The sequence below is a fragment of the Parvibaculum indicum genome, assembly GCF_011762095.1.
In the GTDB taxonomy this organism is placed as follows: domain Bacteria; phylum Pseudomonadota; class Alphaproteobacteria; order Parvibaculales; family Parvibaculaceae; genus Parvibaculum; species Parvibaculum indicum.
Genome location: NZ_JAASQO010000004.1, coordinates 76,781 through 95,289, shown reverse-complemented (window position 1 = coordinate 95,289; position 18,509 = coordinate 76,781). Strand labels below are relative to the sequence as shown.

The 18,509-nt window shown below is 63.5% G+C and carries 14 protein-coding genes; all 14 read right to left on the bottom strand.

Translation table 11 applies throughout. The features are described 5' to 3' along the window. Positions 1–3: 3 nt before the first annotated feature. Positions 4–2,124, bottom strand: a complete 2,121-nt coding sequence (gene ligA, locus FHS78_RS06420) for an NAD-dependent DNA ligase LigA (protein ID WP_167092017.1) — start codon at positions 2,122–2,124, stop codon at positions 4–6. After that, a complete protein-coding gene (gene recN / locus FHS78_RS06415) occupies positions 2,121–3,800 on the bottom strand; it encodes a DNA repair protein RecN (protein ID WP_167092014.1) in 1,680 nt (559 codons plus the stop codon). Before recN ends, ligA begins: the two co-directional genes overlap by 4 nt. Before the next feature lie 26 nt (positions 3,801–3,826). After that, positions 3,827–4,693, bottom strand: a complete 867-nt coding sequence (locus FHS78_RS06410; RefSeq protein ID WP_167092011.1) for an outer membrane protein assembly factor BamD — start codon at positions 4,691–4,693, stop codon at positions 3,827–3,829. Positions 4,694–5,024: 331 nt separating this feature from the next. Next, entirely contained in the window at positions 5,025–6,032 is a 1,008-nt protein-coding gene (lpxC, locus tag FHS78_RS06405) for a UDP-3-O-acyl-N-acetylglucosamine deacetylase (RefSeq protein ID WP_343041932.1), read from the bottom strand. Positions 6,033–6,268: 236 nt separating this feature from the next. After that, positions 6,269–7,960, bottom strand: coding sequence for a cell division protein FtsZ (gene ftsZ / locus FHS78_RS06400; protein WP_167092008.1), 1,692 nt, complete (start codon positions 7,958–7,960; stop codon positions 6,269–6,271). Between the two features lie 175 nt (positions 7,961–8,135). Then, entirely contained in the window at positions 8,136–9,443 is a 1,308-nt protein-coding gene (ftsA, locus tag FHS78_RS06395) for a cell division protein FtsA (protein ID WP_167092005.1), read from the bottom strand. Beyond that, positions 9,440–10,459, bottom strand: a complete 1,020-nt coding sequence (locus FHS78_RS06390) for a cell division protein FtsQ/DivIB (RefSeq protein WP_167092002.1) — start codon at positions 10,457–10,459, stop codon at positions 9,440–9,442. The genes ftsA and FHS78_RS06390 overlap by 4 nt, the downstream gene beginning before the upstream one ends. Continuing rightward, a complete protein-coding gene (locus tag FHS78_RS06385) occupies positions 10,447–11,373 on the bottom strand; it encodes a D-alanine--D-alanine ligase (protein WP_167091999.1) in 927 nt (308 codons plus the stop codon). The genes FHS78_RS06390 and FHS78_RS06385 overlap by 13 nt, the downstream gene beginning before the upstream one ends. Beyond that, positions 11,370–12,299: a UDP-N-acetylmuramate dehydrogenase gene (gene murB / locus FHS78_RS06380; RefSeq protein WP_167091996.1), complete on the bottom strand. Its 930-nt coding sequence runs from the start codon at positions 12,297–12,299 to the stop codon at positions 11,370–11,372. Before murB ends, FHS78_RS06385 begins: the two co-directional genes overlap by 4 nt. Beyond that, positions 12,296–13,720, bottom strand: a complete 1,425-nt coding sequence (murC, locus tag FHS78_RS06375; protein WP_167091993.1) for a UDP-N-acetylmuramate--L-alanine ligase — start codon at positions 13,718–13,720, stop codon at positions 12,296–12,298. Before murC ends, murB begins: the two co-directional genes overlap by 4 nt. After that, positions 13,720–14,865 (bottom strand): undecaprenyldiphospho-muramoylpentapeptide beta-N-acetylglucosaminyltransferase, encoded by a 1,146-nt coding sequence (murG, locus tag FHS78_RS06370; RefSeq protein WP_167091990.1) that lies wholly within the window; start codon positions 14,863–14,865, stop codon positions 13,720–13,722. The genes murC and murG overlap by 1 nt, the downstream gene beginning before the upstream one ends. After that, a complete protein-coding gene (locus FHS78_RS06365) occupies positions 14,862–16,010 on the bottom strand; it encodes an FtsW/RodA/SpoVE family cell cycle protein (RefSeq protein WP_167091987.1) in 1,149 nt (382 codons plus the stop codon). Before FHS78_RS06365 ends, murG begins: the two co-directional genes overlap by 4 nt. Next, the gene (murD, locus tag FHS78_RS06360; protein WP_167091984.1) at positions 16,007–17,413 is read right to left on the bottom strand and encodes a UDP-N-acetylmuramoyl-L-alanine--D-glutamate ligase; all 1,407 of its coding nucleotides are present in this window, start codon (positions 17,411–17,413) and stop codon (positions 16,007–16,009) included. Before murD ends, FHS78_RS06365 begins: the two co-directional genes overlap by 4 nt. A 3-nt stretch (positions 17,414–17,416) precedes the next feature. Further along, positions 17,417–18,490, bottom strand: coding sequence for a phospho-N-acetylmuramoyl-pentapeptide-transferase (gene mraY / locus FHS78_RS06355; RefSeq protein WP_205305233.1), 1,074 nt, complete (start codon positions 18,488–18,490; stop codon positions 17,417–17,419). Positions 18,491–18,509 lie beyond the last annotated feature (19 nt).

Below are 18,509 nucleotides of genomic sequence, written 5' to 3'. Positions count from 1 at the left end.
GAATCAGTTCCCCCGCGCCATCTCCATCCATTCGTCTTCGGTGATGGTTTCCACACCGAGCTCTTTCGCCTTGGTGAGTTTCGAGCCCGCGCCTGGCCCGGCGACGACGAGATCGGTTTTCGCCGACACGCTGCCCGACACTTTCGCGCCCATCTGTTCCGCCTTGGCCTTCGCTTCCGAGCGCGTCATCTGTTCGAGCGAACCGGTAAAGACGACCGTCTTGCCGGAAATTGGCGAGGTGGCCTCCTGCGCTTCCAGCGGCGTTGCCTTTACGCCCGCCTTTTTCAGCGCATCGAGAACCTCTCGATTGTGCTTCTCGTCGAAAAATTCGACGACGGATTCCGCCAGCACCTCGCCCACCCCATCGATGGAAAGCAGCTCTTCCCAGGCACCGCTCTCCCTGTCGTGGGCTGCCAGCATCTGTTTCTCGAAGTTCTCAAGCGTGCCGTAGCTGCGCGCGAGAAGCCGCGCATTCGTCTCGCCGACATGGCGGATCCCCAGCGCAAAGATGAAACGGTCCAGGGATACTTCCCGCCGGTCGTCGATGGCCTTGAAAAGATTTTTGACCGACGTCGCACCCCAGCCCTCGCGATCCTTCAGCTTTTTGAGATTCGACTTGTCGCGCTCTTCCAGCGTGAAAATCTCGTCCGGCCGCTGGACCAGCTCATCCTGATAGAAGGCGGCGATTTGCTTCTCGCCCAGCCCTTCAATGTCGAACGCATTGCGGGACACGAAATGGCGCAGCCGTTCCACCGCCTGTGCCGGACAGACAAGACCGCCGGTGCAGCGACGGTCCGCATCCATCTTGCCGGTCTTCGGATTGACCTCGCGCACCGCGTGACTGCCGCATTCCGGGCAGCGGTCGGGAAACTTGAACTTCTTCGCGCCCTTGGGCCGCTTCTCCTCCACCACGCGCACGATCTGCGGGATGACGTCGCCCGCGCGCTGCACGATCACCGTATCGCCGAGTTTGACGCCCAGACGGTCGATCTCGTCTTCATTGTGAAGCGTCGCATTGGAAACGACGACGCCGCCGACCGTCACGGGCTTCAGACGCGCCACCGGCGTCAGCTTGCCGGTACGCCCGACCTGAATCTCGATCTTCTCGAGAACGGTCGTCGCCTGCTCGGCGGGAAACTTGTGCGCCAGCGCCCAGCGCGGCGACCGCGAGACATAACCGAGCCGGTCCTGCAGGGAGAGGCTGTCCACCTTGTAGACGACGCCGTCGATGTCGTATCCGAGCGAGGCGCGCTGTTCCTCGATCTTTCGATAGAAAGAAAGCATCTCCTCCACGCTGTCGCAGCGATGGAAATGCTCGTTGACGGTGAAACCCCAGCTCTCCAGCGTCTTGACGACATCATATTGCGTCTCGCCTGGCAGCTCGCTCACCTCGCCCCAGGCATAGGCGAAGAAGTCGAGCGGCCGCCGCGCCGTCACCTTCGGATCGAGCTGGCGCAGAGACCCGGCAGCGGCATTGCGCGGATTGGCGAAACGCGGCTTGCCGTCCTTTTCCTGCCGTTCGTTGAGCGCCTCGAAATCGGCATGGCCCATATAAACTTCGCCGCGCACCTCGAACACGTCGGGAATATTCTTGCCCTTGAGGGTCCCGGGAATGCTTTTGATGGTCCGCAGATTTTCAGTGACGTTCTCGCCCTCGCGCCCGTCGCCGCGCGTCGCACCCAGAACGAACTTGCCCTTCTCATAGCGAAGCGATGCCGACAGCCCGTCGATTTTCGGCTCCGCCGTCAGAACGAGCCTGTCGTCTTCTTTGAGATTGAGGAAACGGTGGATGCGCTGCCAGAAATCGCGAATATCCTCTTCGCTGAACCCGTTGGCGAGCGAGAGCATGGGCACGGCATGACGCACCTTGCCGAACTCCTCCGCCGGTGCGGCACCGACGCGGTGGCTGGGGCTGTCTTCCCGCACGAGTTCCGGATAGCGCGCCTCGATGGCGTCATTGCGTTGGCGCAGCGCGTCGTACTCGGCATCGCTAACTTCCGGCGCATCCTTCTGATAGTAGAGCTTGTCGTGATGCCCGATGGCTGTCGCCAGCCGCTCGAGTTCCTCCGCCGCCTCTTCCAGTGTCAGCTCCTCGACAGGCTTCTGCTCCGTGGCCTCGCTCACCCGTTACCTCCGATCAGACGGTCCGCCGCCGCGCGTGCCTCATCCGTCACCGTGGCGCCGGCCAGCATGCGCGCAATCTCCTCGCGCCGTTCCGCCGTATCGAGCGTTTCCACGCGCGTGGCCAGTGCCGCATTCTTCTTTTTCGTTTCCGACGCCTTGGAAATACGGAAATGATGCCGCGCCCGCGCCGCTACCTGCGGGCTATGCGTGACGACGATCACCTGTACCGTCCCGGCAAGCTCGGCAAGCCGTACGCCCACCGCCTCGGCAACCGCGCCGCCGACGCCCGCATCCACTTCGTCGAAGATAAGCGTCGGCGCACTCCCACGCGAAGCAAGCGCCACCTTGAGCGCCAATACGAAGCGCGACAGCTCGCCGCCGGATGCGATCTTGATGAGCGGTCCGGCGGGCGCGCCGGGATTGGTGGCAACGAGGAAACTGATCCGATCGAGCCCGTCCGGTCCGGCCTCCTCGGCGGGCTTGCGCTCGCATTGCGTCTCGAACCGCGCCTTGTCGAGCTTCAGCGGCTTCAGCTCCCTGGCCACCGCCTTGTCGAGCGTCGCAGCGGCCTTCGCCCGAGCCTCCGACAGCGCCACTGCCGCCTTCATGTAATCGGCCTCAGCACTCTCCACGGCTTCTCTCAGGCGGGCGAGCTTTTCTTCCCCGCCCTCGATATCGGCAAGCTGGTCGCGCAGCCTGTCGGCAAGCGCGGGCAAGCCTTCCACCGGCACGCTGTGCTTGCGCGCGGCGGCCCGCAGCGCAAAGAGCCGCGTTTCCACATGCTCCAGCCGGTCGGCATCGAATTCGAGCGACCGCAGCGCCTGGTCGATCCCGTCGCGCGCTTCCGCCGCTTCCACCAGCGTGCGCTCCAGCGCGCCGATTGCCGTATCGAGCCGCCCGGCGGCGTTTTCCGCAGCGCGGGTCAGCTTGCGCAGTGCCTGGTTCAGCCGCGCCTCGAGCCCGCTATCGCCGGACAGCGCATCCGCCGCATCGGAAAGATCGCCGGCGATCTTCTCCGAATTCATCATCAGCGTGCGTTCTTCGGCGAGTGCCGTTTCCTCGCCCTCTTCGGGGGCAAGTTCGTCGAGTTCGGCAACGACATGGTTCAGATAGTCCTGCTCGGCCCTTGCCTGCGCGATACCGGCCTCCTGCCGGTTATAGGCCTCCCGCGCCTCCGCAAGCGCCGTCCAGAGGCGGCGCATATCGGCCGCCTTGCCCTCCAGCCTGCCGAAGGCATCGAGCAGACCGCGATGGCCGGACGCATCCAGCAAGCCGCGTTCGTCATGCTGACCGTGAATTTCCACCAGTAGATCGCCGATCTGCCGGAGAAGACCGATGCTGGCAGGCTGATCGTTGATGAAGGCGCGTGTACGCCCGTCTTTCGCCTGGATACGCCGCAGGATGAGGTCGCCCTCGTCTTCCAGACCGTTCTCGCGCAACAGCGCCCGGGCCGGATGGGAAGGCGCCACATGAAAGACCGCCGTGACGCTGCCCTGCTCCGCGCCATGGCGGACCAGACCCGCATCGGCGCGCCCGCCAATGGCAAGCCCCAACGCATCGAGAAGAATGGATTTGCCCGCGCCGGTTTCGCCCGTCAGCGTGCATAGGCCGCTGTCCAGCGAAAGCTCGAGCTTTTCGATAAGCACAATGTCGCGGATCGACAATGTGACCAGCATGTCAGACCTGTTCCGGTAATGCCCGGTCAGAAGACGCTGTCCCAGGCCTCGCTGATCCAGGACCCTTCATGTTTCTCCGGCTTCAACCCTTCGCCGGCGAGCAGATTATAGGAATCTTCGTACCACTGGCTGCCCGGATAGTTATAGCCGAGAATCGCCGCCGCCGTCTGCGCTTCCGGCTTGATGCCCAGCGCCAGATAGGCTTCCGTCAGGCGCTCCAGCGCTTCCGGCGTATGAGTGGTCGTCTGATACTGCAGAATGACGGTGCGGAAGCGGTTGATGGCGGCGATGTAGTCGTGCTTGTTGAGGTACCAGCGCCCGATCTCCATCTCCTTGCCGGCCAGATGGTCCCGCGTCAGGTCGATCTTCAGCCGCGCATCGCGCGCATATTCGCTCTTGGGATAGCGGCGCACCAGCTCGCCGAAGGTATTGAGCGCGTTCTGCGTCATCTTCTGGTCGCGGCCGACATCCGAAATGCGCTCGTAATAGCAAAGCCCGGTCAGATAGAGCGCATAGGGCACATCCTTGTTGCCCGGATGGAGCTGGATGAAGCGCTGCGCACCGAGAATGGCGTCGTCGTAATTATTGGTCATGTAGTTGGCATAGGCGCTCATCAGCGTGGCGCGCCGCGCCCATTCCGAATAGGGGTGCTGCCGCTCGACCTCATCGAACTCCTTGGCGGCGCGGTAGTAATTGCGCTCCTGCATGTAGTCCATGGCAGTGTTGTAGATCTGCTCGACGGGGCGCTCTTCATAGGCGATGTTCTCGTCGCTGCCGCACCCGGCAAGGGTGCCCGCGGCGCTCAGAACAAAGGTCCCCACCAGCGCCATACGCAGGCCCCGGGAAAATCGCGAGCTTTTCCGGTCACGGGTCGACAGCTTGGCCACACTCATCGGCGCTACTTCCTCTCCCTCAGGCCCCGGGGTCCGTTTTCAGGGACCTCCGGACAGATCAATTCACACCCGCAACCGCCGCGACTCACTGGAAGCGCGGCCCGGCATACCGTCAGCCGGTTTTATCCCAGAAGCAGGCGGCAGACCATAGCGGGCAATGAGCGCATATCGCAAGAAAAGCCGGGCCGGACCGCTTTCCTTTCCGGAAAAGAGCCGGGACGACGGGCATGGCGCGGATTTCCCCCAAGCACATGAAATCGCCGAGCGAATTCATCTGCCCGGGCTCTCTCCCGGAGGCAGGGCTTTCCAAAAATTCATGAAAGGGCGGTGTCTATTCCGCGGGGATCGCAACGGCCCGCTCGCGCGGCTCGGCCACGAAACGGGGACGGCTCGAAAATTCGACGATCTCATAGGCCGTTTCGTCAGCCATCAGCGCCTTGAGCACACGCGAGTTCATCGCATGGCCCGCCCGCTCGCCTTCATAGGCCCCGATCAGCGGAAGACCGGACAGCGCCAGATCGCCCACGGCGTCCAGCAGCTTGTGCCGCACGAACTCGTCGCGATAGCGAAGCCCCTCTTCATTGAGGATTTCGTCGCCATCGACCACCACGGCATTCTCCAGCGAGCCGCCACGGGCAAGCCCGGCTTCCCACATGGCCTCGATATCCTTGCGCATGCAGAAGGTCCGCGCGCTCAACACATCGTCGATGAAATCGGGATCGCGCAAATCGGCTTCGACTTTCTGACGGCCGATGGCCTTGCTCTCGAATTCGATTTCGAAGGAAAGACGAAAGCCCTCGCCCGGCAGCAAGGCCGCCCGCTTCAGCCCGTCTTCGACCACCACCGGCTTCAGAATGCGGATCGCCTTGCGCGGTGCCGCCTGCTCGATAAGCCCGGCTTTCTCGATCGCACGAATGAAAGGTTCGGAACTGCCGTCCAGCACCGGCACTTCCGGTCCATCGAGCATCACCAGCGCATTGTCGACACCCATGGCCGACAGCGCAGACATCAGATGCTCGACCGTGCTGACGGTCGCGCCATGCTCGTTGCCGATCATGGTGGAAAGCGTGGTATCGACCACGTGGTCGTGGCGCGCAGGGATATGCCCCTCCTCGCCCAGATCCACACGATGAAACTCGATGCCGTGATTGGCCTCGACCGGGTGGATCGTCAGATGGATCATCTCGCCCGTATGCAGACCGACGCCATCGACATGCACCATCCGGGTAAGCGTCTTCTGCGCCGCGCAGCCGTCCGGACGCTTGCGCCGCGCAGTCTCCTGCTCACCGCCCTTTACGGCAGTGCCGGTCGTCATCGTCTCATAGTCGGAAATACGCACGCGCCAGTCCTCTGGAAATTACGGTTTACCCCTTGCCGCAGTGCAATAAGTAGCAACCGTCCCATTTTGTCTCAAATAACAGTTTCTTACTGATTGTTACCTTAAATCTCGGACCGCAAGATACTGATATTAAACGAAAAATCCGCCCGGCCGATTTTTCGTCGACCTCGGGCGGATTAACGATGTTCGCCGGGCCGGAAGGGGCGGTACATCCCCTTCCGGACCGATCTCTCTACCTAGTTTGCCTGCCGGCGCAGGAAGGTCGGAATCTCGAGCTGCTCTTCTTCATAGGAAGGCTGCACGAGCTTGCTCTCATCCTGGCCCTGCAACGTGTCACCCTGCGAGCGGGCGGGCTGACGCTGCTCGGGCTCGGGACGGCGGGCCGCCTCGCGCTTCATGCTCGGCTCCCGTCGCGGGGCTTCTTCGCGGCGGGTTTCCTGCACGTCCTCATCCTTGCGGCGTCCGCCGGTCAGCCTCTCGAAGAAACCGGGGCCCTTCTTCGGTGCGCGGCTTTCGCGAAGCGGCTGTGCCTTCTGGCCGAGGAAGGAAGGAATGTCCTGCGAGGATTTCGCCGACTGCACGCGATCCATGTCGCCGGGGATATAGGGACCGTCGCGCGGTTCGGCGCGAACCGCCGCCGGGCTCACCACGGGCGCCGGCTCTTCGCGACGGGCTTCCTGCCGGGGCTCGGGCTTGTGGATGATGACTTCGGCCTCATACTCCTTGGGATCGAAGCCGCCGGAAAAAGACCGCCCGCCCGATGCCGCGGTCCGGCGTTCTTCCGGCTCCGCGACCTGTTCGGCCACCTCTTCCCGATTTTCCTCCGCCACTTCGGCGGCCTGAACCGGAATGACATTCGACGCCACGTCCTGCTCGCGCTCGGCAAGCTGCGCGGGCTCCATCCGCTGACGCGACACGGGCTGGGGCTGACGCACGGTTTCCGGACGGCCTTGCGAGGCCTCTTCCGCCTCGATACCAGTCGCCACGACCGAAACGCGCATACGCCCGTCCAGCGAGCTGTCGAAGGTCGAGCCGACGATGATATTCGCATCCGGATCGACTTCGGAGCGGATACGGTTCGCCGCCTCGTCCACTTCATAAAGCGTGAGGTCCATGCCGCCCGTGATGTTGATGAGCACGCCGCGGGCGCCCTTCATCGACACTTCGTCGAGCAGCGGGTTGGAAATCGCGGCCTCCGCGGCGGCAACGGCGCGGCTCTCGCCTTCCGCTTCGCCGGTTCCCATCATCGCCTTGCCCATCTCGTTCATGACGGTGCGCACATCGGCAAAGTCGAGATTGATCAGGCCAGGCTTCATCATCAGGTCGGTGATGCCCGCCACGCCGGAATGAAGAACCTGGTCGGCCATGCCGAAGGCGTCGGCGAAGGTCGTGTTCTCATTCGCAATGCGGAACAGGTTCTGGTTCGGAATGATGATGAGCGTATCGACATATTGCTGAAGGTCGGAAATGCCTTCCTCCGCGATACGCATACGCCGGGAGCCCTCGAACTGGAAAGGCTTGGTCACCACGCCGACGGTGAGAATGCCCTGCTCCCTGGCCGTGCGCGCCACGACGGGTGCCGCGCCGGTACCGGTGCCGCCGCCCATGCCCGCGGTGATGAACACCATATGGGCACCGGTGAGCTGTTCGCCGATTTCCTCGATAGCCTCTTCCGCCGCCGCGCAGCCGACTTCGGGCCGCGAGCCAGCGCCAAGGCCTTCCGTGATATCGGCGCCGAGCTGGATCCGCCGTTCCGCCAGAGACGCCGAAAGCGCCTGGGCGTCGGTATTCGCCACCACGAAGTCGCAACCTTCCAGTCCGGCTTCGATCATGTTGTTGACCGCGTTGCCGCCCGCACCGCCTACGCCGAAGACGGTAATGCGCGGCTTGAGTTCCTTCTCCTGCGGAACCGAAAGTTTGATGCTCATGTCAGCCTCCTGAGAGCAATTTGAAAAACGGGGCGCCGGCCGGACAAGGCCAACGATGCGCCTGGCACCGATGCCTCATCCGGAACACCGGCCGATCGGCCCTGCCGCCGCCGATCGCCTGCCCCGCATATGTGCCCGCCGCGCCTGCGGGCCTGGAAATCGTCTTTGCGCGCCATCAGAAATTCTCCTTCAGCCATCGGCCAAGCTTGCGGATATGGCCGCGCGGAGCGGCCTCCCCGTCAGGGTCATGGGCCGCCGCCTCGAGCGGAGACATCTGCGAATAGGAAAGAAGACCGGCACATGCCGAGAAAGCAGGACCGCCGGTCGCGTCCGCCAGCCCCGCAATGCGGATCGGCTGGCCCACGCGCACCTGCTTGTCGAGCATGCGCGCTGCAAGTTCGCGAGCGCCGTTCAACTGGCTCGCGCCACCGGTCAGCACGACACGGCGCCCGGCGAGCCGGCCATAGCCGCTCGCCTCCAGCCTGTCGCGTACCAGTTCGAACGTCTCCTCGAGACGCGGCTGAATGATTCCGGTCAACATCGACCTGGGAATATGATTCGCCGAATCCGAGTCTGTCTCGCCCACTTGCGGCACGTCGATCATCTCTCTTTCGTCGGATGGACTCGCCAGCGCGCTGCCGTAGAGCGTCTTCATGCGTTCCGCATGGGCCAGCGGTGTAGAGAGTCCTCGCGCGATGTCATTTGTAATGTGATTCCCGCCGATTGACACGGAATCGCAATAGACCATCGCCCCTTCAAAGAAGACCGCAAGTGAAGTTGTGCCACCCCCCATGTCGAGAACGGCAACACCAAGATCCATTTCGTCCTCGACAAGACAGGCCAGGCCGCTCGCGTAAGGTGAAACCGCGATACCGGACACGGCGAGATGGCACCGCTCGACGCAGATTTCCAGGTTGCGCAGCGCGCCTCTCTGTGTGCTGACCATGTGGACTTCAACGCCCACCTTATCGCAGAACATGCCGCGCGGATCGCGCACGCCCCGGCTGTCGTCGACGCTGTAATTGGTCGGGATGGCATGAAGCACTTCCCGCCCCTCCGGCTGGAAATTCTCCTGCGCATGACCGATCAGCCGCGCCAGATCGTCATCCGTCACTTCCGAACCCTGAAGTTTGGATTTCACGCCGACCGTCTGGCTCTTGGGCTCGCCGCCCGAAACCGTGACGAGAACCTCCCGAATGGTAATCCCCGCCATGCGTTCGGCCGTATCGACGGCAATCCGGATCGCCTCTTCGGCGGCATCCATATCGACAACCGTGCCTGCGCGAATGCCGCGCGAGACCTGATGCCCGATGCCGACCACCCGCATGGGCACATGGCCGTTCGCCATGCGTCCGGGTTCGACCTTCGCGATAAAGCAGGAGACCTTGCTGGACCCGACATCCAGCGCCGCCACCACGCCGGAGCGACCCGGCGCGACCGGACGCCCCTGAAACCCCTTGGAACCGAGCGACACCATATTCATGTTCTGTCCCCCGTGCCGGCCGAACGTCCCGACCGCACTTCACCGTCATGCAAACTGACACCTACCGCCGAACCGTCTTTCAGGGCCTCGGCCGCTTCCTTCGTCAACTCCACCGCCACCCGGTCTTTCAGGCGCAGATCCACCGAGACGATGTCGCGGGAGAGGATCTTATGTTCCGCGTCATACGCAACCAGACGCGCCAGCGCACCGGACACGTCCTTTTCCGGCAGCTTCACGTCGACGCCGTTCTCAAGACGCAGATTCCAGCGGCGTTCCGACACGCGCACGAACGCGCGTACCCGCGTGAGGAGCGCCGGATATTTCTCCGCCATCATCGCAATCAGTTCCGGCGCCGCGCGCGGCGCCCCGAAGCCGACGATGAAGGGAAGCGATGCGTAATTCTCGATGTTCTCATCCGTGATCGGGGTGCCCTCCCGGTCCACAACGGAGAGAAATCCGCCCCGCTGCCAGATGGCGAAGGTCGTGCGCTCCATGATGTCGAGCCGGATCGCATCGGGCAGAAGCCGTGTGACCGTCGCGCTTTTCACCCAGTCGAGACGTTCCACCCGTTCCCGCGCCTCTTCGGTGTCGAAAGAGAGGATGGGGTCGCCGCGGCTGATACCGAGCGCGGCCAGAAGGCGGTCGGGGCGCGTATGCTCGCGACCCGTCACCGTCACTTCCTGAATGGAGAAGCCGGCCAGCGCCATCAGCTTGTCGGCCTGCGCCGTTACCGCGCGGCCCGCCGCCGCAACATGGCCGCCGACAAAAAGACCGTAGAGAAAGACACCTGCCATCAGCATGCCGGCGCCGACGGTGAAAGGCCGCATCGGCACCTCGCCCCGCGCCAGCGCGTAGAGGCGTGCCGCAACCGGTCCCTTGGGCGGCGTCTTGCGCTTGCCGAAGATGCGCGTCTGCGCCGTGTTGCGGCGCTTGCCCGGCGCCACGGCGCTCTTGCCGTTCTTTCGGCGCGTCACGCCCGTGCGCGACGTCCGGGATTTCGACTTCATCTCCCGCATGACGCGTCCTCCACCATCCAGCTCACCAGGTCCACATAGGAATATCCGGCCAGGTTCGCGAGTTCGGGCACGAGCGATGTCGGCGTCATGCCGGGCTGCGTATTCACCTCCAGAAGGATGAGTTCGCCTTTGCCGCTCTTCGTATCGTCATAACGGAAGTCGGAGCGCGTCACGCCGCGGCATCCCAACGCCTTGTGGGCCGCCAGGGTGATGCGCTGGACTTCCTGCTTCAGCTCTTCGTCGATCGGCGCAGGCAGAATGTGGCGCGATCCGCCTTCCTGATACTTCGCCTCATAGTCGTAGAAGGCCGTATTGGCGATGATCTCGGTCACCTCGAAAACCTCTTTGCCCATGACGGCGCAGGTGAGTTCGCGGCCGGCGACGAAGCGTTCGATCATCACCTCATATCCGAGATCCCATTCCGGAGAGGTCAACTCGGCCGGCGGCCGGTTATCCCCTTCCCTCACGATGAAGACCCCGACGGAAGACCCCTGATTGAGCGGCTTCACCACATAAGGAGGCGCCATCACATGACCGAGCGCCGCCTGTTCGCGTGGCACGACGAGACTTTCGGCAACCGGCAGACCGGCCCCGCGGAACACCGCCTTGGCGCGCTCCTTGTGCATGGCGAGTGCGGAGGGCAACACGCCGGAATGCGTATAGGGAACGCCGAGTACCTCAAGAAGGCCCTGCACGCACCCGTCCTCGCCCCATTGGCCGTGCAATGCGTTGAAGCAGACATCCGGCTTCACGCGCAAAATCTGATCGGCAAGATCGCGGCCCGCGTCGATCTCGCTCACACGATAGCCGTATCTGCGCAAGGCGTCGGCGCATCCCTTGCCCGAGACAAGGCTTACTTCCCGCTCCGCGCTCCAGCCGCCCTTCAGAACGGCGACATGCTTTTCCGTCGTCATGCCGCCTCCTTCAAAGGGGTTCCGATGCGCCGGATTTCCCACTCGAGCGTTACGCCACTGGTTTCTTTCACGCGGGCACGCACATCCTCGCCGAGCCCTTCAAGATCCGCGGCGGTCGCCTCGCCCGTGTTGATGAGGAAATTGCAGTGCTGCTCGCTCACCTGCGCACCGCCGCGGACAAGTCCGCGACAGCCCGCCGCATCGATAAGCTGCCAGCTCTTTTTGCCTTCCGGATTCTTGAACGTGCTGCCGCCCGTGCGGCTGCGAATGGGCTGGCTCGCCTCGCGCGAGGAGGTAATCTCTTCCATCCGCGCGGCAATCGCATCCCTGTCGCCCGCATGCCCCCGATAAAGCGCCTCGACGAAAATCAGATCGTCCGGGACGCCGCAATGGCGGTAGCTGTAATGCATATCGGCATTGGAAAGCGTGACGATCTCGCCCTTTCGCGAAACCGCCTTCGCCTCGACCAATACATCCCTGGTTTCCGATCCGTAGGAACCGCCATTCATGCGCAGGGCGCCGCCGATGGTCCCGGGGATACCGCGGTAGAACTCGAGCCCCGCAATACCCGCCTGCTGCGCCGCGCGGGCAACCGCCACATCGAGCGCCGCCGTACCGGCTCTGACGAATTCGCCTTCCGCCTCGATGGTCATGAAAGGCTTGCCGAGACGGATGACGACACCTTTTACCCCGCCGTCGCGCACGAGAAGGTTCGAGCCGACGCCGATCACCGTCACCGGCACATCCTCGGGACAGCCCGCAAGGAAGGCGGCAAGGTCTTCCGTATCGGCCGGCCGGAACAGAACTTCCGCCGGACCGCCGACACGGAACCAGGTAAGCGGCGCCATCGGCGCATTGGCCGTGAGCTCGCCCCTCACCTCGGGCAGGCGTTCGATCAGGTTGCTATGGGAGGCGGCCGCGGTCATGCGCTCCCTCCCTTGCCGAATTTCTTTTCAAGATCCGCCGGAAGCGCATTCGCCCATTGCGTGATATTGCCGGCACCGAGGCAAACGACGATATCCCCCGGCTTCGCCATTTCGGCGACGATGCCGGGAAGATCCTCCGGCCTGTCCAGCGGCACGACATTGCGGTGGCCGCGATCCCGAAGACCCGCCACCAGCGCATCCCGGTCCGCCCCCTCTATCGGCTTCTCGCCCGCCTCATAGACATTGGCGACGATCACCGCATCCGCATCGTTGAAACAGGCGCAAAACTCATCGAAGAGATTGTGAAGGCGCGTGTAGCGATGCGGTTGCACCACGGCGATAGTGCGCCCGTCGCCTGCGCTGTGGGCAGCCTGCAGGACGGCGGCGATTTCCACCGGATGGTGGCCGTAATCGTCATAGATACGAACCCCGTTCCACTCGCCGACACAGGTGAAGCGTCGCTTCACACCGCCGAAACTTTCCAGCGCCGAACGAATGCGGTCGTCCGAAATGCCGAGTTGCAGCGCCACACCGATGGCCGCGAGACTGTTCAGCATGTTGTGCTTGCCATGCATGGCGAGCTTCACGCCCGGCAGCTCGCGCTTCTCATCCGTCTTGCGGTCCGTGATGGTGACGTCGAACACGTTGAATTCGCCTTCGACGCGGACATTGGTCGCCCGGATATCGGCCTGAATGCTGGTGCCATAGGTCACGATGCGCCTGTCCCGCACACGCCCGATCAGCGCCTGCACTTCCGGGTGGTCGATGCACATCACCGCCGCGCCATAGAAAGGCACGTTCTCGACGAAGGCGAGGAAGGCGTCCTTGGCGGCCTCGAAGCTGCCGTAATAATCCAGATGCTCAGGATCGATATTCGTCACGACCGCGATGGTGGACGGCAGTTTGATGAAGGTGCCGTCGGACTCGTCGGCCTCCACCACCATCCACTCGCCGTCGCCCAGCCGCGCATTGGTGCCATAGGCGTTGATGATGCCGCCATTGATAACCGTCGGATCGAGGTCGGCGGCATCGAGGATGGAGGCGACGAGCGAGGTGGTCGTCGTCTTGCCATGCGTACCGCCGATGGCGACGCACGATTTCAGCCGCATCAGCTCCGCCAGCATTTCGGCGCGGCGGACCACCGGCAGGAAACGCGCCCGCGCTTCCTTCAGCTCCGGATTATCCGGCTGGATGGCGGAAGAAATGACGACGACATGGGCATCCTTCAGGTTTTCGGCCTTTTGGCCGACCATGACGTCGATACCGAGCTCGCGCAGACGCTTCACATTGGCGCTTTCCGCCATGTCGCTGCCCTGCACGCTATAGCCGAGATTGTGCATGACCTCGGCAATGCCGCTCATGCCGATCCCGCCAATGCCGACAAAGTGGATGGTTCCTATTTCGAGAGGAGCCGGACGCATTACCCACCTGCCTTTTCATGCGACAGCGCGCGGCGAAATTCGCCACGGCCCAGTTCTTCGACGAGATCGGCGAGCTTCGTCACCGCCTGCGGCTGCCCCGTCGCCTTGGCCGCGATCGCCGCGCCGTTCAGCGTTTCAGGATGCGAGAGAAGCTCGACGAGCTTTTCCGCCAGCGCCGTTTCCGTGAAATCGCGCTGTTCGATCATCCAGGCCGCGCCGTCGCCGGCCAGCACTTCCGCGTTCGCCTTCTGGTCGTTGTCGAGCGAATGAGGCAGCGGCACGAGGATCGACGGCCGCCCGATGATGCCCAGCTCCGCCACGGTGGAAGCGCCCGATCGTCCGATCACGAGATGCGCCGCCGCGATGCGTGCGGGCATGTCGTCGAAAAAGGTCTGAAGTTCGGCGGTAATACCCGCCCCGCGATAGGCGCCTTCGACCCGTGCCTGATCTTCCGGACGGCACTGCTGCACGACGTCGAGCCGGGCGCGGATGCCTTCCGGCAAACTGGCCAGCGCGCCGGGCACGATATCGGCCATGACGCGCGCGCCCTGGCTGCCGCCGAAGACAAGCAGCCGAATGCGGGTCTCGGCACCCAGCGCGTCGTAAGGCACATCCGCCTGCTGCATCACCGCGTCGCGAACCGGATTGCCCGTCAGCACGAGCTTGCCCTTGTCCGCCTCCCGCAGATAGCGCGGGCCGGGAAAGGTGGATGCAATGGCGTGAACATAAGGCCCGACCAGCCGGTTGACCCGCCCCAGCACGGCATTTTGTTCGTGCACGCAGGCCGGAATTCGCCGCAGCAGAGCGGCGGCAAGCGGCGGCAGGGTCGGATATCCGCCAAAGCCGATTACCACGGAAGGCTTCACCCGCCCCAGAATGCCGAAGGATTTTGCGACGCCCGAAAAAAGCACGGGCGCCGCTTTCACAAGACCGGCGATCCCTTTGCCTGAAGGCGTCGCCGACGGCACGGCATAGATATCCGCACCGGGAAACAGGCTGTCGAAGCGCTTCACGCGCTCATCCGTCATCAACACGATGTCGCGGCCCCGCCGCGTAAGCTCCTGCGCCAGCGCCTGGCCGGGGAAAAGATGTCCCCCCGTGCCGCCAGCGGCAATCACGACCGGTCCCTGCGTATTCGCCGTCATGCCACTGCCCCCCATCCGGAAGGCATGGGCACATGCGCGCCTGCGCGGCGTCGCGTCAGCGCCAGCAACATGCCCATGGTGAGAGAAACGGCAAAGAGCGACGACCCGCCATAGGAAATGAAGGGAAGCGTCATCCCCTTGGCCGGAATGAGGTTCACATTCACCGCCATATTGATGAGCGCCTGCAGCCCGAACAGCGCCACCAGCCCGCAGGAGGAATACTGGATGAAGAGATCCTGCTCCTCCATCGCCCGCGACAGCGTCCGCATGACGATGAAAGCGAACAGGCCGATCAGGAGAAGGCCTGCCAACACGCCGTATTCTTCCGCCGCCACGGCGAAAATGAAGTCGGTATGCGCGTCGGGCAGGATCTGCTTGACCTCGCCCTCGCCCGGGCCGCGCCCGAAAATACCGCCCGCATGGAACGCATCGAGCGCGGTGTCGATCTGATAGGTGTCGCCGCCCGCCGGATTGACGAAACGATCGATACGGCTCGCGACATGCGGCATCAGCATATAGGCCGCCACGAGCCCGGCGAGCGCCGCCGCGCCCAGCGACCCGATCCAGAGCCAGCTCAACCCCGCCATGAAGAAAATCGCACCGAACACCATGGTAATCAGCATCAGCTGACCGAAGTCGGGCTGCAGCGCGAGAACGCTTACGACAAGCCCGTAAAGCCCGACGGCAATCGCCGTGCCCGGAAAATCGGGCAACCGATGCGCCTCGGCGAACATCCAGGCGGCGATCACGATGAATGCCGGCTTGATGAATTCCGAAGGCTGCAACGCAAACGGACCGATCAGGATCCAGCGATGCGCGCCGTTCATCTCCGGCCCGACGAGGAGCGTCAGGATCATCGTGCCGAACGCACCGATAAAGACGAAGGCGGCCAGCCGCCGGATCTGCTTCACCGTCAGCAGCGACGTCCCCACAAGAATCGCAATCGAGGGCACAAGGAACAGAAGCTGCTTGTAGACGAAATGGAACGGCGGATAGTGAAGCCGCATTGCAACCGCCGGGCTCGCGGCCAGCGTCAGCACCATGCCGAGCGAGATGAGCAGGCCGATCGCCAGAAGCGTCAGCCGGTCCACCGTCCACCACCATTCGGCAAGCGCCGTGCGGTTCGTTCGGGAAAGACGCATCATGCGACACCTCCCGCATTCTCCAGCACAGCCTGCACATCGGCGCGGAACCTGTCGCCGCGTATTTCGAAATTCGCAAACTGGTCGAAAGAGGCGCAAGCAGGCGACAGCAGCACCACTTTCAGGTCGGCATCGTCCGCCCGTGCATCGCGCGTGGCATCCTGCACCGCCCGGTCCAGCGTGCCGCAGACTTCATGCGCGACCGTCCCGTCGAGCATTGCCGCGAAATCGTCCGCCGCCTCGCCGATCAGATAGGCCTTGCGAATACGCGGGAAGAAGTCGGCGAGAGAAGCAATCCCGCCCTCTTTCGCCCTGCCGCCGGCGATCCAGTAGATGTTGTCATACGACGCCAGCGCCTTGGAGGCCGCATCCGCATTGGTTGCCTTGCTGTCATTGACGTAGCGCACGCCGTCGCGTTCCGCGACGATCTCCATGCGGTGAGCAAGGCCGGGGAAGCTCTCGAAGGCGGAAAGGATTTTCTCGCGCAGATAGCCGAGCGCACGACCCGCCGCGAAGGCTGCCGCCGCATTCTGCCAGTTATGCGCGCCGGGCAGCGTGCGCATCGGCTTCAGCGAGCCCACATTCACCGTCTGCTGGCCGGTCGCTTCGTAAAGAACGCCATCGATGACATAGACGCCGCGCCCGAGCGCCTTGCCCACGGACACAGGCACCAGTGTCGCCACGCGCCAGGCCCCGATCTTCGTCCCGATGTCGCTCGAATATCCGTCGTCCACACCGACGATCGCCGTGTCGCCTTCCTTCTGCCGGGCGAAAAGCCGCGCCTTCACCGCCGCATAGTTTTCGACCGTGCCGTGACGGTCGATATGGTCCGGCGTGATGTTGAGAAGAATGGCGATGTCGGGGGCAATCCCCGGCGCCAGGTCGATCTGATAGGACGACACCTCGATCACATAGACCATGCCCGTTTTCGGCGGATCGAGATCGAGAACGGGACGGCCGATATTCCCCCCCACCTGCACGATGCTGCCGCAACGGCGCACCATGTGACCGATCAGCGCTGTCGTGGTGGATTTGCCGTTCGTCCCGGTGATGGCCACGAACTTCGCGCCCGTGTCGCTCGCCGTCAGCGCACGCTGGAACAGCTCGACATCGCCGATCACCTCCACGCCGGCGGCCTGCGCCGCCTTGACCGTGCGATGCGGCTCGGGATGCGTGAACGGCACGCCCGGCGCGAGCACGAAGGAAGCGATGGACTTCCAGTCCCAGCTATCGCAATCGGAAAGCTGAACCCCGGCCTCACGGGCCTCTTCGCGCTTGGCCTCGGAATCGTCCCAGGCCAGCACTTCCGCCCCGCCGGCTTCGAGCGCGCGCACCGTCGCGAGCCCGGACTTACCCAGTCCGAACACGGCAACGCGGCGTTTTTCGAAACCCGGAACGGGGATCATGCCTTACCTCAGTTTCAGCGTGGCAAGCCCAGCCATGGCCAGCACGACGGAAATGATCCAGAAGCGAATGACGACGGTCGGTTCCGCCCATCCCTTCTGCTCGAAATGGTGATGCAGCGGCGCCATGCGGAAGACGCGCTTGCCGGTGAGTTTGAAAGACGCGACCTGCACGATGACGGAGACGGCCTCGAGCACGAAGAGCCCGCCGATAATGGCAAGCACCAGCTCATGCTTGGCAGCGATGGAAATGGCCCCCAGCGCGGCGCCCAGCGCCAGCGAGCCCGTATCGCCCATGAAGACCATGGCGGGCGGCGCGTTGTACCAGAGGAAACCGAGACCGGCCCCGATCAGCGCACCGCAGATGATGGCGAGTTCACCCGTGCCTTGCACGAAATGGATCTGCAGATAGTCGGCGAAGACCGCATTGCCGACGAGATAGACGATGAGGCCGAGGCTCGCCGCGGCGATCATCACCGGCACGATGGCCAGCCCGTCGAGACCGTCGGTCAGATTGACCGCGTTCGACGCCCCGACGATCACGAGACAGCCGAACAGGAAGAAGAAAGCGCCAACCTGCACGAGGACGCTCTTGAAGAAGGGAATGGCGACCGCCGTGGACATGGTCGGATCGCCGAGACGCACCAGCCACCACATGGCGCCAAGCGCGATGACGAATTCGAAAAAGAGCTTCACACGGCCCGGCACGCCATCCGGGGAAATCTTGCTGACCTTCAGATAATCGTCCGCGAACCCCACGGCGCCGAAACCCAGCGTCACGAGAAGCACAACCCAGACATACTGGTTCGACAGATCGGCCCAGAGGAGCACGGCGGGGATAAGTCCAACCAGAATAAGGAAGCCGCCCATGGTCGGCGTCCCTTGCTTCTGAACGATATGGGTCTGAGGCCCGTCCTCACGGATCGGCTGCCCGCGCCGCTGACGCGATTTCAGCAGACGAATGATGGCGGGACCGAAGAGAAAACTGATGAGCAGCGCCGTCACCGTCGCGCCACCCGTACGGAACGTAATGTAGCGGAACACATTTGCGCCCGGCACCTGATCCGAAATGCTCAACATCAAATCGTAAAGCACGTCC

Bases quoted from the DNA above. Each gene is read 5' to 3' on its own strand.
- ftsZ (WP_167092008.1), bottom strand. From the start codon at position 7,960: ATGAGCATCAAACTTTCGGTTCCGCAGGAGAAGGAACTCAAGCCGCGC.
- murG (WP_167091990.1), bottom strand. From the start codon at position 14,865: ATGACGGCGAATACGCAGGGACCGGTCGTGATTGCCGCTGGCGGCACG.
- FHS78_RS06390 (WP_167092002.1), bottom strand. From the start codon at position 10,459: ATGCGGGAGATGAAGTCGAAATCCCGGACGTCGCGCACGGGCGTGACG.
- murC (WP_167091993.1), bottom strand. From the start codon at position 13,720: ATGCGTCCGGCTCCTCTCGAAATAGGAACCATCCACTTTGTCGGCATT.
- murB (WP_167091996.1), bottom strand. From the start codon at position 12,299: ATGACCGCGGCCGCCTCCCATAGCAACCTGATCGAACGCCTGCCCGAG.
- ftsA (WP_167092005.1), bottom strand. From the start codon at position 9,443: ATGAATATGGTGTCGCTCGGTTCCAAGGGGTTTCAGGGGCGTCCGGTC.
- murD (WP_167091984.1), bottom strand. From the start codon at position 17,413: ATGATCCCCGTTCCGGGTTTCGAAAAACGCCGCGTTGCCGTGTTCGGA.
- FHS78_RS06365 (WP_167091987.1), bottom strand. From the start codon at position 16,010: ATGATGCGTCTTTCCCGAACGAACCGCACGGCGCTTGCCGAATGGTGG.
- FHS78_RS06410 (WP_167092011.1), bottom strand. From the start codon at position 4,693: ATGAGTGTGGCCAAGCTGTCGACCCGTGACCGGAAAAGCTCGCGATTT.
- FHS78_RS06385 (WP_167091999.1), bottom strand. From the start codon at position 11,373: ATGACGACGGAAAAGCATGTCGCCGTTCTGAAGGGCGGCTGGAGCGCG.
- recN (WP_167092014.1), bottom strand. From the start codon at position 3,800: ATGCTGGTCACATTGTCGATCCGCGACATTGTGCTTATCGAAAAGCTC.
- mraY (WP_205305233.1), bottom strand. From the start codon at position 18,490: ATGTTGAGCATTTCGGATCAGGTGCCGGGCGCAAATGTGTTCCGCTAC.